This window comes from Paraburkholderia sp. HD33-4 (genome assembly GCF_021390635.1).
Lineage (GTDB): Bacteria > Pseudomonadota > Gammaproteobacteria > Burkholderiales > Burkholderiaceae > Paraburkholderia.
The window spans coordinates 4,199,236-4,214,181 of the sequence record NZ_JAJEJS010000001.1 but is presented as its reverse complement, the minus strand read 5'-3'; the positions used below and the strand labels follow the sequence as shown (position 1 = coordinate 4,214,181).

Here is a 14,946-nt window from a genome sequence, read left to right as displayed (position 1 = left end):
TTCGCGGGCGAGGCATATCAAGAGAGGTAAAGATCATGGATATGCCGCTGCCTGAGAAACGCACGGTCGCTTCTCAGGCAGCGGCCCTCGGGCCGCTGCCTGCCCTGCCTGAAGGTCTGCTGGACGAACTGGTGAAGGGTCCGATGACGCCTGCTGAGGTTCAGGATCTGATGCTGGCGTTCAACAAGGCGGTCATTGAGCGCGCGATGGGCGCCGAAATGAATCTGCATCTGGGCTACCCGCAGGGGCAGCCGAAAGCCGAAGGCCAGACCAACGAGCGCACCGGCGCAAGTGGCACGACGCTCATCACCGATCACGGGCCGCTCAGGGTCGATTTGCCGCGCGATCGCGACGGCAGTTTCGAGCCGGTCCTCGTCCCCAAGCATGAGCGCCGTTTCACCGGCTTTGACGAACGCAACATCGCGATGTACGACGCGAAGCTAGTCCCTGTGGGACGCACGCGGCATGAGCGTGCGCGAGATCCAGGCAGAGGCCAACACCACCCCAAAGAACACCACCAAAAAAAGCCCCTGGCCCAAAAGCCCAAATCAAAACCTCATCATCAACTTCAGCAACGCGTTCACGCGTTTCCCATACGGCGGCGCAATCAACCCCCGCGCATTGAAGCGCGATTGAGTGAGCACTGGCTTCATCTTGGAGAAAGTAACGAACCCCTCATACCCGTGGTACGCCCCCATCCCACTCGCCCCAACCCCGCCGAACGGCAAACTCTCACACGCAAGATGCATCAGCGTCTCGTTGACCGCCATCCCACCCGCGATCGTTTCGAGCGTGACACGCTCGACCGTCCTCGCATCGTCGGCATAAAGATAGAGCGCCAACGGCCGCGGCCGCGCATTGATCCACGCGATCGCATCATCGAGCGTGTCATACGCCACGAGCGGCAACAGTGGCCCGAAAATCTCCTCCTGCATCAGCGCGCAATCATCCGGCGCGCCGGTCACGGCGATGAGCGGAAAGCGCCGGCTCGCGGCATCGGGTGTCGCGTCGGTCAGCGCATGCAACTGCGCGCCAGCGGCCCTGGCTTCGTCGGCGAGCCGTTCGAGCCGCTCGAAGTGCCGCGCCGAAATGATCGACGTGTAGTCAGGGTTCTGCGCGAAGTCCGGATACATCCTCGCCATCCGCACGCGCGCCCGCTCGATGAACGCCTGCTCCTTGCCGCGCGGCACCAGCACATAGTCGGGCGCCACACAGGTCTGCCCCGCGTTCATCGTCTTGCCGGCGATCAGGTTGTCGACCGCGTTGTCGAACCGCGCATGCGCGCCGATCAGCGCGGGCGACTTGCCGCCCAGTTCGAGCGTGACGGGAGTCAGATGCTCGGCCGCCGCGCGCATCACTTCGTGACCGACCTTCGTCGAACCCGTGAACAGCAAATGATCGAACGGCTGCGCGCTGAATGCGGCAGCGAGCGCCGCATCGCCATTGACGACCGCGACGTGATTGCGCGCGAAAGTCTGGCCGATCAGCAGCTCGAATAACGCCGAGGTGCGCGGCGTCAGCTCGGACATCTTGATGATCGCGCGATTGCCGGCCGTCAGCGCGCTGATCAACGGCCCGACCGCGAGCAGCACCGGATAATTCCACGGCACGATGATGCCGACCACGCCGAGCGGCTGCGGCACCACCTTCGCGCGCGCCGGCAGCAGCCACTTGTTGGTGCGGCGGCGCTGCGCTTTCATCCAGCGCTTGCCGTGACGCAGCGCGGCGTCGATCTCTTCCTTCACGAGCAGGAATTCGGCGAGCAGCACTTCTTCCTTCGCGCGGTTGCCGAAGTCCGCGTGCATCGCATCGGCGAGCGCGTCGCGATTGTCGAGCATCAGCTTGCGCAGCGCGCGCAGATGCGTCGCGCGCGTGTCCCACGACCGATACGGCGCGCGCAGATACGCGTGACGTTGATCGCGCAGCAGCGCCTCGAGCGCGGCGACGTCCGCCAGATCGTTCTTCATGTGAGTCCACTCCCTGATGGATGAGGAATGCGCGTCGAGCGCGCTTATTGGTTTGAACTTGCGTCGGGTTGCGAGCGGTGCGCCCGGTAGTTTGCGTGCCGCCGCGCTTACGCGGCAAAGGCGCGTTCGACGATCGCCGCGTGATCGAACGTGGCCGGCAGCGTGCCGTACACGCGACCGCTTTCGCCGCAGCCGTCGGCGACACGCGTCGCGATGAACGCGTCGGCAACCTCGGCGGGCGCGTGCTGCGCGAGCAGCGTCGCCTGCGCGATCAGCACGATCTGCTGCGCGATACGTCGTGCCGACGCCTCGCGCTGTTCGGCCGGCCCGTTCAACGTCGCGGCAAGACGCGCGAGCGCCGCGCCCAACGCCGGATGGGCGCGCGCGAGCTCCCGCCATGCGGCGAACAGCGCCTGCGCGGCTTGCGGCTCGCGCTCCAGCGCGCGCAGCACGTCGAGGCACATCACGTTGCCCGAGCCTTCCCAGATCGAGTTGACCGGCGCTTCGCGATAGAAGCGCGCCATCGGCCCGGTTTCGACGTAGCCGTTGCCGCCCCAGACCTCCATCGCCTCGCCGGTGAATTCGAGCGCGCGCTTGCAGACCCAGTACTTCGCGGCCGGCGTAACGATGCGCCGCCAGGCGCGTTCGGCCGACGAAGCCGACGACGCATCGGCGGATTCCTCGAACGCGCGCGCGAGACGCATGAACAGTACCGTCGCCGCTTCGGATTCGAGCGCGAGATCGGCGAGCACGTTGCGCATCAGCGACTGCTCGGCGAGATGCCGGCCGAAAGCGCTGCGATGCCGCGCATGATGAATCGCCTGGACGAGCGCGGCGCGCATCAGCGCGGCGCTGCCGATCACGCAGTCGAGCCGCGTGTAGTTCGCCATCTCGATGATGGTCGGCACGCCGCGTCCTTCGTCGCCGATCATCACGCCGTACGCGTCGAGGAATTCGACTTCGCTGCTCGCGTTGGAGCGATTGCCGAGCTTGTCCTTCAGACGCTGGATCTGCACCGCGTTCTTGCTGCCGTCCGGCGCGAAGCGAGGCACGAAAAAGCACGACAGTCCTTCGTGGGTACCGATGCGCGCGAGCACGAGGTGCGCATCGCACTGCGGCGCCGAGAAAAACCACTTATGGCCGATGAGCCGGTAGGCACCGCCCCGTCCGCCGGCACCGTCGAGCGCATAGGCGCGCGTCTGGTTGCTGCGCACGTCCGAGCCGCCCTGTTTCTCGGTCATGCCCATGCCGATCATCGCCGAGCGCTTGCGCGTGAGCGGCACGTCGCGCGGATCGTGCTCGCGCGCGTATAGCTGGTCGCGCAGCGCATCGAACAACACCGGTTCGCGCTGCAACACGGGGATGCTTGCGAAGGTCATCGTCACCGGACAGAGCGAGCCCGATTCGATCTGCGCATGCATGAAGTAGCCGGCGCAGCGCGCGGCCATCGCGCCGCTTCGCGGATCGGAAAACGGCAGCGCCTGCAGTCCTTCGCGGCGCAGCAGCGCGAGCAGCTCGTGCCACGCGGGATGAAACTCGAGCGCGTCGATGCGCTCGCCGCGCGGACTATGAGTGACCAGCTCCGGCGTGTGGCGATTGGCGAGCTCGGCGAGCGCGAGCGTCTCGGGCGTCGTCAGCGCCGCGCCGTGCCGCAGCAGCGCCTCGCGATGCCACTGCGCGCCATCACGATCGACGGCCGCGCTCAAAGCGGCGTCGCTCGCGAACAGGTTGTAGTCCGCAAGCGGCGGTGCCTGATTCGTCACCTCGTGAGTCTGGCCGAAGCCGTGCCGTTCCATCTGCTGTCTCCGTGCTTGGTCTATTGTGCGCCGCTTTACCGACGGCTATCCGACGCGCGTCGAGGCGTCTGTTCGAGCGCCGGCCGTGACGTCGCATGCGGGGACGAGGGCGCGCGTCGCGCCATGTTTGAATGCCGCGCGCGGCCCGCTGACGGCTGCCCCGCGCGGGTCGTGCGAATCGTGCGCGCCTTTCATCATAGGGGGTGCGACGCCGCCGGCGTTTAGAGGAATCGCTCTGTCAGGAAGCCGCCGCCGCCCTAGAACGCTCCCTACAATGCGCAGAAAACACACGTAGACAAGTGTGCACGAGACGGGGTCCGCCAACAACGCGGCCCACCTGGAGGAGCGCATGCAATACGACTACATCATCGTCGGTGCGGGCTCGGGCGGCTGCACGCTCGCGAGCCGTCTCGCGGATAGCTGTCCCGACGCGACCATCGCGCTGATCGAGGCCGGTCCGCATACCGGGCGCAATCTGCTGGTGAACATGCCGGTCGGCGTCGCGGCCGTGGTGCCGAACCGGCTGAAGACCAACTACGGCTACCTGAGCACGCCGCAACCGGGGCTCGCCGGCCGCCGGGGCTATCAGCCGCGCGGCCGCGGTTTCGGCGGATCGAGCGCAATCAACGCGATGATCTATACGCGCGGCCATCCGCTCGATTACGACGAATGGGCGCGGCTTGGCTGCGATGGCTGGTCGTGGGCCGAGGTGCTGCCGTATTTCCGCCGGTCCGAAGACAACCAGCGCGGCGCCGATGCCTGGCACGGCGAGGGCGGTCCGCTAACGGTGTCCGATCTGCGCTTCAAGAATCCGTTTTCGAAACGCTTCGTGCAGGCCGCGATGGAAGCGGGCTACAGCGCGAACGACGACTTCAACGGCGCGGATCAGGAAGGCATCGGCTTTTATCAGGTCACGCAGCGCGACGGACGCCGTTGCAGCGTCGCGCGCGCGTACATCTACGACCGGCCGCGCGCGAACCTGCACACGATCGCCGACGCGACCGTGCTGCGCGTCGTGTTCGACGGCAAGCGCGCGAGCGGCGTCGAGATCGTGCGAGGCGGGCGCACTGAAACGCTAGCCGCGCGCGCGGAGGTCGTGCTCGCCGCGGGCGCGTTCAACTCGCCGCAACTGCTGATGTGCTCGGGCATCGGACCGGCCGCGCATCTGCGCTCGCTCGGCATCGACGTGCTGCACGACGCACCCGAGGTCGGCCAGAACCTGATCGATCACATCGATTTCACGATCAACAAACGCGTGAAGTCGATCGAGCCGATCGGTTTCTCGGTGCGCGGCATCGCGCGGATGCTGCCGCAGTTCGTCACGTTCATGCGCCACGGGCGCGGCATGCTGTCGAGCAACGCCGCCGAGGCGGGCGGTTTTCTGAAGAGCCGGCCGACGCTCGAGCGGCCCGATCTGCAACTGCATTTCTGTGCCGCGATCGTCGACGATCACAACCGCCATATGCACTGGGGACACGGCTATTCGCTGCATGTGTGCGTGCTGCGTCCGTATAGCCGCGGCACCGTGACGCTCGCGAGCGCCGATGCGCGTGTCGCGCCGCTGATCGATCCGCGCTTTCTGAGCGATGCGCGCGATCTCGATCTGCTCGTCGAAGGCGCGAAGATGGCGCGGCGCATTCTCGACGCGCCATCGCTCGCGCTGCACGGCGGCGAGGAGTTGTACACGCGGCCGCGGCAATCGGACGCCGAGCTGCGCCGGACGATCGCCGAGCGCGCGGACACGATTTATCACCCGGTCGCGACCTGCCGGATGGGCGGCGACGCGCGCTCGGTCGTCGATCCGCAATTGCGCGTGCGCGGCGTAACGGGATTGAGAATCGTCGATGCGTCGGTGATGCCGACCCTGATCGGCGGCAACACCAATGCTCCGACGGTGATGATTGGCGAACGGGCGGCAGAGCTGATCGCGGCGAGCCGGCGGCAGGCAGTGGGAATGTCGGCGACGACGGCGCCCCCGAACCCGGGTGAGGTGCCGGCGCGGGCGGCTTGATCGAAGTCGACGAGAAGTTCGAGAAACGCGGGCGGGGAACGTAACCGAACGCAACCGCCGCCACGCGTCACTTGCTCGAGGGTGGCGGAATTCCGTCAGGCGTCGCGATTCCGTTGAAGCCGATTCCCGGTCCGAGCATGAAATCGGCGCTGACGTGCGTCGGCAGCGTTTCGCGCGCGACGTCGAGCCACGCGCGCGCCGCGTGCGACAGATAGCCGTTGCGGCGCCAGCCGATTGCCATTTCCCACGGAATCTCCGGTTCGACGACCGGGCGGCAGGTGAACTGCGCGGGATCGAGCCGCCGGCAATAGGGCGCGGGCAACAGCGCGATGCCGACGCCGGCCAGCACCAACGCCGCCATGAAGTCCCAATGCCCGCTGCGTCCGACGATCGCGGGCGCAAACCCCGCCGCGCGGCACGCGTTCAGCACCACGTCGTTCAGCGCGAGGCTCTCGCCGTAAAACACGAACGGCTCGTTCGCGAGCTGCGCGAGCGGCACCTCGTTCAATGCGTCCCAGCGCGAGCCGGCGCGCGCGACGAGCCACAGCAGCTGGCGCGACATCGGCAGCACGTCGATGTTGTCGGGGTCGACCGGCTGCAGCACACCGCCGAGTTCCAGTTCGCCGTTGATCAACGCGGTTTCGATCGCGCGCGAGCCCTGCTCGAACAGCTTCAGCTCGATCTTCGGATAGCGCTGGCGGAATGCGGCGATGGCGGGCGTGAAAAGCGCACCGCCCATCGGCGGGATGCCGATTGCCAGCTCACCCCGCCCGAGGGTGTCGAGATCGTTCAGCTCGGCCTGCAGTTGCGCGTGCGCGGCGAGCACATCCTGGCCGCGCTGATAGACGATCCGGCCGACGTCGGTCAGCACCATCTGGCGGCCGTCGCGCAGCAGCAGCGGCGAGCCGATCTCATCCTCCAGCGACTTGACCATCTTGCTGATGGTCGGCTGCGTGACGAACATCCGCTCAGCGGCGATGGTGAAGCTCTGTTGACGAACCACTTCGACGAAATAGCGCAGCGCACGGAGTTCCATGATCGTGGCCTCCAGAATTCCAGATTGGAATGATTTCGATGATTGTAAGTCATTTTGTTTATGACACGGCGAACCCTATACTCGGTCGCATCCGATGTCAGTCAGGGAATGCCATGTCCACGCCAGTTTTCGCCCGTTCCGCGCCTGCCGCCGATGGCGGCTCGAATGACGGCGCGGGGGGCTTCGCCCGTTTCGCACGCATCGCCGTGCAAAGCGCCGCGATCGCCGCACTGTGGATCGGCGCCGATTTCGTCGTGCGCCGGCTGCATCTGCCGGTGCCGGGCGGCGTTGTCGGCCTCGTCGTGCTGCTCGCGCTGCTGTTCTGCGGCGGCATCGCGCCGCGCTGGGTCAAGGCCGGCGCGGACTGGCTGCTGTCCGACATGCTGCTGTTCTTCATTCCGGCCGCGGTCGCCGCCGTGCAATACGGCGGCCTGTTCCGCGCGGACGGCTGGCGCCTCGCGCTGGTCGTGATCGCCGGCACGCTGATGGTGATGGTCGCGGTGGCGTTCGCCGTCGATCAGGCCGCGCGCGTCGAACGGCGCTTCGCGCTGCGCCGCGTGCGAGTTGCGCGTGAGGCAAGCAGTCTGTCGCGCGTGCGCCGATGAGCCCGCTCTCTCTTGCTTCGCTGTTGGCCGACGACGCCTCGCGCCTGATCGCGGCCGGCTGCCTCGTGCTGACTATCGCGTTGTATTTCGCGTCGAAGGCGCTGTACGCGCGCGTGCGCTCACCGTGGCTCACGCCGATGCTGACGGTGCCGGCCGCGCTCGTCGCGATCGTCGTGCTCGCGCACATTCCGTACGCGCTGTACTTCGAGGACACGCGCTGGCTGATGTGGCTGCTCGGTCCCGCGACGGTCGCGTTCGCCGTACCGATCTACGAATATCGCGCACTGTTGAAGCGCCACTGGATCTCGCTGTCCGTCGGCGTGGCGGTGGGCATTCTGGTCGGCGTCGGCGGCTCGCTGATGCTCGCGAAGCTGCTGCATCTGTCGCCGGAATTGCAGCGCAGTCTGATGACGCGCTCGGTGTCGACGCCGTTCGCGCTCGCCGTGTCCGACCGGATTCACGCGCCGAAGGATCTGACCGCGTTATTCGTCATTGCGACCGGCGTCTGCGGCATGTTGTTCGGCGAAATCGTGCTCGCGTTCGTGCCGCTGCGCACGCGGCTCGCGCGCGGTGCGCTGTTCGGCGCGGCCGCGCACGGCGTCGGCACCGCGAAGGCGCGCGAACTCGGCAGCGAGGAGGGCGTGGTGTCCAGCCTGACGATGATGATCGCGGGCGTCGCGATGGTGCTGCTCGCGCCGATGCTGGGGCTGCTGCCGATCTGAAGCGGCGCGCGCGGCGCCATCCCACGTGCGCCGATGTCATCTCGATTTGCTACAATCGCCGTTCGTCTTCGAGGAGCGTTGCGACGGGTACCGCGAATCCGCATTCGCCGGCCGCCCGCCAGGCTCGAAGGCTTCAATCGGCAGCATGGAACGCGCATCGCGCGATTCCGAACCCTGCCTCAAACCGCGCTCACGTCACATTTCTAGTCAATTTCTTAGAAAGGAGGGCGTGATGAACGCCGCAGTCATCGATTCCCAAAAGCAGGATTACGTTGTTGCCGACATGTCGCTCGCCGCTTGGGGCCGCAAGGAACTCACGATCGCCGAGACCGAAATGCCCGGCCTCATGCAGACGCGTGAAGAGTACAAGGCGCAGCAGCCGCTGAAGGGCGCGCGCGTCGCCGGCTCGCTGCACATGACGATCCAGACCGGCGTGCTGATCGAGACGCTGACCGCGCTCGGCGCGGACGTGCGCTGGGCCTCGTGCAACATCTTCTCGACCCAGGACCATGCCGCCGCCGCGATCGCGCAGGCCGGCACGCCGGTGTTCGCGTTCAAGGGCGAGTCGCTCGACGAATACTGGGAGTTCTCGCACCGCATCTTCGAATGGCCGAACGGCGAATTCGCCAACATGATCCTCGACGACGGCGGCGACGCGACGCTGCTGCTGATCCTCGGCTCGAAGGCTGAGAAGGACCGCTCGGTGATCGCCAAGCCGACCAACGAGGAAGAAGTCGCGCTGTACAAGTCGATCGCCGCGCATCTCGAGATCGACCCGACGTGGTACTCGAAGCGCCTCGCGGCAATCAAGGGCGTCACCGAAGAAACCACCACCGGCGTGCACCGTCTGTACCAGATGGAAAAGGAAGGCCGCCTGCCGTTCCCGGCCATCAACGTCAACGACTCGGTCACGAAGTCGAAGTTCGACAACCTGTATGGCTGCCGCGAGTCGCTCGTCGACGGCATCAAGCGCGCGACCGACGTGATGATCGCGGGCAAGATCGCGGTCGTGGCCGGTTACGGCGATGTGGGCAAGGGCTGCGCGCAATCGCTGCGCGGTCTGGGCGCGACCGTGTGGGTCACCGAAATCGACCCGATCTGCGCACTGCAGGCGGCGATGGAAGGCTACCGCGTCGTGACGATGGAATACGCGGCCGACAAGGCCGACATCTTCGTGACCGCGACCGGCAACTACCACGTGATCAACCACGATCACATGAAGGCGATGCGTCATAACGCGATCGTCTGCAACATCGGCCACTTCGACTCGGAAATCGACGTCGCGTCGACGCGCCAGTACCAGTGGGAAAACATCAAGCCGCAAGTCGACCACATCATTTTCCCGGACGGCAAGCGCGTGATCCTGCTCGCCGAAGGCCGTCTGGTGAACCTCGGCTGCGCGACCGGCCACCCGTCGTTCGTGATGTCGAACTCGTTCACGAACCAGACGCTCGCGCAGATCGAACTGTTCACGCAAGGCGCGAAGTACGAGAACAAGGTGTACGTGCTGCCGAAGCATCTCGACGAGAAGGTCGCGCGTCTGCATCTGGCGCGCATCGGCGCGAACCTGACCGTGCTGTCCGACGCGCAGGCCGGCTACATCGGCGTCGACAAGAGCGGTCCGTTCAAGCCGAACCACTACCGCTACTAAGCCACGCGGCCGCCCGCGGGTTCGACGCGCGCTTCGGCGCGCTCGGCCACGCGGGCGGCGCTAAAAGCTTGACGGTCTGATCTCGGGGCGGCGCGCAATGCGCCGCTTTGTTCGCCCGCGCCGCTTTTCATTTGCTGGACATCTTCCCCGCACAGGTGCTTACAAGGAGTTCTACATGACCGTGCTGCTGACCTGGCTCATCAACGCGCTCGCGCTGCTGATCATCACCTACATCGTTCCGTCGATCCATATCCGTAGCTTCGGCACCGCGCTGATCGTCGCGATCGTGCTCGGTCTCATCAATACGGTGCTGCGGCCGGTGCTGATCCTGCTGACGCTGCCCGTCACGATCCTCACGCTCGGACTCTTCATCCTGGTCGTCAATGCGCTGTGCTTCTGGCTGTGCGCGTCGCTGCTGAAGGGCTTCGAGGTGTCGGGCTTCTGGTCGGCGTTCTTCGGCTCGATCCTGTACAGCATCGTGTCGTGGCTGCTGTCCGCGCTCATTTTCGGCAACCGCAGTTTAGGTTGACCTCATCGACTATGAATCCGATCGAACTCTCATTCGAATTCTTCCCGCCGAAAACGCAGGAAGGCATCGACAAACTGCGCGCGACGCGCGCGGAACTCGTGTCGCTCAAACCGAAGTTCGTGTCCGTCACGTTCGGCGCCGGCGGCTCGACCCAGCAAGGCACGCTCGATACCGTCATCGACATGGCGAAGGACGGGCTCGAGGCGGCGCCGCATCTGTCGTGCGTGGGCTCGTCGAAGGACAGCCTGCGCGCGATCCTCGGCGAATACCGCGCGCACGGCATCCGCCATATCGTCGCGCTGCGCGGCGATTTGCCGTCGGGTATGGGCGCGCTCGGCGAGCTGCGCTATGCGTCGGAGCTCGTCAGCTTCATCCGTGCCGAGTTCGGCGACTGGTTCTGGATCGAGGTGGCGGGCTACCCGGAATACCATCCGCAGTCGCGCTCGCCGAAGCACGATCTCGAGAACTTCGCGCGCAAGGTGAAGGCCGGCGCGAACTCGGCGATTACGCAGTACTTCTTCAACGCGGACGCGTACTTCCGCTTCGTCGACGATGCGCGCCAGCTCGGCGTCGACGTGCCGATCGTGCCCGGCATCATGCCGATCACGAACTTCTCGCAGCTGATGCGCTTCTCCGAAATGTGCGGTGCCGAAGTGCCGCGCTGGATCGCGCGCCGGCTCGAAAGCTTCGGCGACGACCGCGAGTCGATCCGCGCGTTCGGCCTCGACGTGGTGACGGATCTGTGCCAACGGCTCGTCGATGCGAAGGTGCCCGGCCTGCACTTCTATACGCTGAACGCCGCCGCGTCGACCAAGGCGATCTGCGGAAGGCTCGCCTTCTAACGGCTATGCCCGCGCGGCCGCGACGGCCGCGCGGGCATAGCCAGTCCGGCGTGGGTCTCGAATTTGTCCCAAATAGCGTGGTAAGTCCCTGTTGAAGCTCATTTTTGGGCTGTCTATCATCGAAACGCAGCTAACCCGGCTGCTGTGCGGAGGACGATATGACAGTGACAAGAAAGACTGCGGCACACCGACTGTTCGCGCTTCACCAGTTCTGCCTGCCGGCTCTCGCCGCGCTCGCGGTCGCCACGAGCGGCCTCGCGCCCGTCGCGTCGCAGGCGGCCGCGCTGCCCGACAAGACGCTGATTTTCTGCTCCGAAGGCAGCCCGGCGGGCTTCGATACCGCGCAATACACGACCAGCGTCGAGTTCAGCGCCGGTTCGTACACGGTCTATAACCGCCTCGTCGAATTTGCGCATGGCAGCACGGACATCGAGCCGGGACTCGCCGAAAAGTGGGACGTGTCGCCCGACGGCCTCACTTATACGTTCCATCTGCGCCGCGGCGTCAAATTCCAGACCACCTCGTATTTCAAGCCGACCCGCGAATTCAACGCGGACGACGTCGTGTTCACCTACGAGCGCATGCTCGATCCCGAGAACCCGTTCCGCAAGGCGTATCCGGTCAATTTCCCGTACTTCAACGACCTCGGTCTCGCGAAGAACATCGCCAAAATCGAGAAGGTCGATCCGTATACGGTGCGCTTCACGCTGAAGGAAGTCGACGCGCCGTTCCTGCAGCAGATCGCGATGCCGTTCGCGTCGATCCTGTCGGCTGAATACACGGATCAGCTGCTGAAGGCGGGCAAGGCGGCCGATATCAACCAGTACCCGGTCGGCACCGGTCCGTTCATCTTCCGCAGCTATACGAAGGACGACACGATCCGCTTCGACGGCAATCCCGACTACTGGAAGCCGGGCGTCGCGAAGGTCGGCAAGCTGATCTTCGCGATCACCGTGGATCCGGCCGTGCGCCTGCAAAAGCTGAAACGCGGCGAATGTCAGGTCATGAGCTATCCGCGCCCGGCCGACATTCCCACCGTGAAGGCCGATGCGTCGCTCGCGATGCCGAGCGAAGTGGGCTTCAACCTCGGCTATATCGCGTACAACACGACGAAAAAGCCGCTCGACAACGTGCTCGTGCGCCGCGCGCTCGACATGTCGGTCAACAAGAAGGCGATCATCGAAGCGGTCTACCAGGGCGCGGGCCAGGCTGCGACCAACCCGATGCCGCCGACGCAATGGGGCTACGACAAGAACCTGAAGGACGCGCCGTACGACGTCGACAAGGCAAAAGCGCTGCTGAAGGAGGCGGGCTATCCCGACGGCTTCGATCTGACGCTGTGGGCGATGCCGGTGCAGCGCCCGTATAACCCGAACGCGCGTCTGATGGCCGAAATGCTGCAGTCGGACTGGGCGAAGATCGGCGTCAAGGTGAATATCGCCACGTACGAGTGGGGCGAGTACATCCGCCGCGCGCATGCCGGCGAGCATCAGGCGATGCTGATCGGCTGGACGGGGGACTACGGCGACCCCGACAACTGGCTCGGCGTGTTGCTCGGCTGCGACGCGGTCAACGGCAGCAACTTTTCGAAGTGGTGCTACCAACCTTACGACGACCTGATCAAGCAGGGCCGCAGCACGACCAACATGGCCGATCGCACCAAGGCCTATACGCAGGCTCAGGAGATCTTCAAGGACCAGGTGCCGTTCACGCCGATCGCGCATTCGACCGTCTATCAGCCGATCAGCAAGAACGTGACGGGCTTCAAGATCGATCCGTTCGGACCGACGCAATTCCTGGAAGTTGGGGTGAAATAAGCGGACTCGGCGCGTTTTGCGCCGCTTTCGTCTCCGGGCGGCTCAACGGAGCCGCCCGGCCGATGACAAAACAGCGGCAAAACGTTTGCACGAAGTGTTTCCTATCGTCAACAGAGGGATTTTGCTCGGCTTGGTGGCCGGCCCAAGCTCAAGTAATATCCCGCTACGCCGGCGCAAGCCGGCCCTGAACCTGGAGGAAACATGAAGCAAAACAAACTGTTGCGCGTCGCGCGCGTGTCCGCGCTCGTCGCTGCCGCAGCGGCATCCCTGCTTGGCGTCACAAGCGCGCAGGCCGCTGGGATCCCGAACAAAACCCTCGTTTACTGCTCCGAAGGCAGTCCCGCGGGTTTCGATCCGGCCCAATACACGACGGGCGTCGACTTCACGGCCAACACGTTCACCGTCTATAACCGCCTCGTCGAGTTCGAGCGCGGCGGCACCAAGGTCGAGCCCGGCCTTGCGGAGAAGTGGGACGTATCGCCCGATGGCAAGACCTACACGTTCCATCTGCGGCATGGCGTGAAGTTCCAGACCACCTCGTTCTTCAAGCCGACGCGCGAATTCAACGCGGACGACGTGGTCTTCTCGTTCCAGCGCATGCTCGACCCGAACCAGCCGTTCCGCAAGGCGTATCCGGTGCAGTTCCCGTACTTCACCGACATGGGCCTCGACAAGCTGATCACGAGCGTCGAAAAGGTCGACCCGTACACGGTCAAGTTCACGCTGAAGGAAGTCAACGCGCCGTTCATCCAGAATCTGGCGATGGAATACGCGTCGATCCTGTCGGCTGAATATGCGGATCAGTTGCTGAAGGCGGGCAAGGCATCCGACATCAACCAGTTCCCGGTCGGCACCGGTCCGTTCATCTTCCGCAGCTACACGAAGGACGCGACGATCCGCTTCGACGGCAATCCGGACTACTGGAAGCCGGACGCGGTGAAGATCTCGAAGCTGATTTTCTCGATCACGCCGGATGCCGGTGTGCGCGTGCAGAAGATCAAGCGCGACGAATGCCAGGTGATGAGCTATCCGCGCCCGGCCGACATCGCGCCGCTGAAGGCCGAGCCGAACATCGACATGCCGTCGCAGCCTGGCTTCAACCTCGGCTACCTCGCGTACAACGTGACGCACAAGCCGGTCGACAAGCTCGAAGTGCGTCAGGCGCTCGACATGGCGATCAACAAGAAGGCGATCATCGACTCGGTGTACCAGGGCGCGGGTCAACTCGCCACGAACCCGATGCCGCCGACGCAATGGTCGTTCGTCAAGGGCCTGCCGGCCGCTTCGTACGATTCGGCCAAGGCCAAGGATCTGCTCGCGAAGGCAGGCTACCCGAACGGCTTCGACATCACGCTGTGGGCGATGCCGGTGCAGCGCGCGTACAACCCGAACGCGCGTCTGATGGCCGAAATGATCCAGGCGGACTGGGCGAAGATCGGCGTGAAAGCGAAGATCGTCACCTACGAGTGGGGTGAGTACATCAAGCGCGCGCACGCGGGCGAAGACGACACGATGCTGATCGGCTGGACCGGCGACAACGGCGATCCTGACAACTGGCTCGGCACGCTGCTCGGCTGCGAGGCGATCAACGGCAACAACTTCTCGAAGTGGTGCTACAAGCCGTTCGACGAGTTGATCCAGAAGGGCCGCACGACCTCGGACGTGGCGACGCGCACGAAGGTATACGGCGACGCGCAGCATATTTTCGCGCAGCAACTGCCGTTCTCGCCGATCGCCCACTCGACCGTCTATCAGCCGGTCAGCAAGAAGGTGGTCGACATGCGCATCGAACCGCTCGGCTACGCGCGCTTCGACGGCGTCAGCGTCAAGTAATTCGTAAAGTTCGCACAGTACGCCGCAATACAGTACGCTTTTCGCACGGTTAGAAAACTGGTCGAAATGGTCCGGCGACCGGGGTCACGAGCCCTCGTCGCCGGTTGTGTTTTTTCATCACCAGTACCATGGGAGCG

General features: G+C 65.0%; 11 protein-coding genes, 1 pseudogene and 1 riboswitch. Of the genes and pseudogenes, 9 read left to right on the top strand and 3 right to left on the bottom strand.

The genetic code is table 11. The annotated features are described in order from the left end of the window. Positions 1–35: 35 nt before the first annotated feature. Positions 36–489 (top strand): annotated as a pseudogene (locus L0U84_RS18895) (transposase); the annotation flags it as partial. 59 nt (positions 490–548) lie between these two features. Here the strand turns inward: L0U84_RS18895 and L0U84_RS18890 are convergent. Then, positions 549–1,967 carry a coniferyl aldehyde dehydrogenase gene (locus L0U84_RS18890; RefSeq protein ID WP_233851681.1) on the bottom strand — a complete coding sequence of 473 codons (1,419 nt, stop codon included), beginning with the start codon at positions 1,965–1,967 and terminating at the stop codon, positions 549–551. 107 nt (positions 1,968–2,074) lie between these two features. Continuing rightward, complete coding sequence (locus L0U84_RS18885) at positions 2,075–3,763, bottom strand: isovaleryl-CoA dehydrogenase (RefSeq protein ID WP_233851680.1); 1,689 nt, start codon at positions 3,761–3,763, stop codon at positions 2,075–2,077. Between the two features lie 349 nt (positions 3,764–4,112). Here L0U84_RS18885 and L0U84_RS18880 point away from each other — a divergent pair, with 349 nt between their 5' ends. Continuing rightward, on the top strand, positions 4,113–5,774 hold the full coding sequence (locus L0U84_RS18880) for a GMC family oxidoreductase (protein WP_233851679.1): 1,662 nt from the start codon (positions 4,113–4,115) through the stop codon (positions 5,772–5,774). 67 nt (positions 5,775–5,841) lie between these two features. Here the strand turns inward: L0U84_RS18880 and L0U84_RS18875 are convergent, their stop codons facing one another. Beyond that, complete coding sequence (locus L0U84_RS18875; RefSeq protein ID WP_233851678.1) at positions 5,842–6,810, bottom strand: LysR family transcriptional regulator; 969 nt, start codon at positions 6,808–6,810, stop codon at positions 5,842–5,844. A 113-nt stretch (positions 6,811–6,923) separates the two neighbouring features. Here L0U84_RS18875 and L0U84_RS18870 point away from each other — a divergent pair, with 113 nt between their 5' ends. The 7 genes from L0U84_RS18870 (at position 6,924) to L0U84_RS18840 (ending at position 14,809) form a co-directional block, all read left to right on the top strand. Continuing rightward, positions 6,924–7,415: a CidA/LrgA family protein gene (locus tag L0U84_RS18870; protein ID WP_233851677.1), complete on the top strand. Its 492-nt coding sequence runs from the start codon at positions 6,924–6,926 to the stop codon at positions 7,413–7,415. After that, positions 7,412–8,137: an LrgB family protein gene (locus tag L0U84_RS18865; protein WP_233851676.1), complete on the top strand. Its 726-nt coding sequence runs from the start codon at positions 7,412–7,414 to the stop codon at positions 8,135–8,137. Before L0U84_RS18870 ends, L0U84_RS18865 begins: the two co-directional genes overlap by 4 nt. Positions 8,138–8,201: 64 nt before the next feature. After that, positions 8,202–8,336, top strand: a riboswitch (S-adenosyl-L-homocysteine riboswitch). A 33-nt stretch (positions 8,337–8,369) separates the two neighbouring features. Continuing rightward, positions 8,370–9,788 (top strand): adenosylhomocysteinase, encoded by a 1,419-nt coding sequence (gene ahcY / locus L0U84_RS18860; RefSeq protein WP_129959858.1) that lies wholly within the window; start codon positions 8,370–8,372, stop codon positions 9,786–9,788. A 175-nt stretch (positions 9,789–9,963) separates the two neighbouring features. Further along, a complete protein-coding gene (locus L0U84_RS18855; RefSeq protein WP_129959856.1) occupies positions 9,964–10,317 on the top strand; it encodes a phage holin family protein in 354 nt (117 codons plus the stop codon). 11 nt (positions 10,318–10,328) lie between these two features. Then, a complete protein-coding gene (gene metF / locus L0U84_RS18850; protein ID WP_233852066.1) occupies positions 10,329–11,159 on the top strand; it encodes a methylenetetrahydrofolate reductase [NAD(P)H] in 831 nt (276 codons plus the stop codon). Positions 11,160–11,317: 158 nt separating this feature from the next. After that, a complete protein-coding gene (locus L0U84_RS18845) occupies positions 11,318–12,976 on the top strand; it encodes an ABC transporter substrate-binding protein (RefSeq protein ID WP_233851675.1) in 1,659 nt (552 codons plus the stop codon). A 201-nt stretch (positions 12,977–13,177) separates the two neighbouring features. Further along, complete coding sequence (locus L0U84_RS18840; protein WP_233851673.1) at positions 13,178–14,809, top strand: ABC transporter substrate-binding protein; 1,632 nt, start codon at positions 13,178–13,180, stop codon at positions 14,807–14,809. Positions 14,810–14,946 lie beyond the last annotated feature (137 nt).

Coding starts and splice junctions, on each gene's coding strand:
- L0U84_RS18890 (WP_233851681.1), bottom strand. CDS start 1,967: ATGAAGAACGATCTGGCGGACGTCGCCGCGCTCGAGGCGCTGCTGCGC.
- L0U84_RS18885 (WP_233851680.1), bottom strand. CDS start 3,763: ATGGAACGGCACGGCTTCGGCCAGACTCACGAGGTGACGAATCAGGCA.
- L0U84_RS18880 (WP_233851679.1), top strand. CDS start 4,113: ATGCAATACGACTACATCATCGTCGGTGCGGGCTCGGGCGGCTGCACG.
- L0U84_RS18875 (WP_233851678.1), bottom strand. CDS start 6,810: ATGGAACTCCGTGCGCTGCGCTATTTCGTCGAAGTGGTTCGTCAACAG.
- L0U84_RS18870 (WP_233851677.1), top strand. CDS start 6,924: ATGTCCACGCCAGTTTTCGCCCGTTCCGCGCCTGCCGCCGATGGCGGC.
- L0U84_RS18865 (WP_233851676.1), top strand. CDS start 7,412: ATGAGCCCGCTCTCTCTTGCTTCGCTGTTGGCCGACGACGCCTCGCGC.
- ahcY (WP_129959858.1), top strand. CDS start 8,370: ATGAACGCCGCAGTCATCGATTCCCAAAAGCAGGATTACGTTGTTGCC.
- L0U84_RS18855 (WP_129959856.1), top strand. CDS start 9,964: ATGACCGTGCTGCTGACCTGGCTCATCAACGCGCTCGCGCTGCTGATC.
- metF (WP_233852066.1), top strand. CDS start 10,329: ATGAATCCGATCGAACTCTCATTCGAATTCTTCCCGCCGAAAACGCAG.
- L0U84_RS18845 (WP_233851675.1), top strand. CDS start 11,318: ATGACAGTGACAAGAAAGACTGCGGCACACCGACTGTTCGCGCTTCAC.
- L0U84_RS18840 (WP_233851673.1), top strand. CDS start 13,178: ATGAAGCAAAACAAACTGTTGCGCGTCGCGCGCGTGTCCGCGCTCGTC.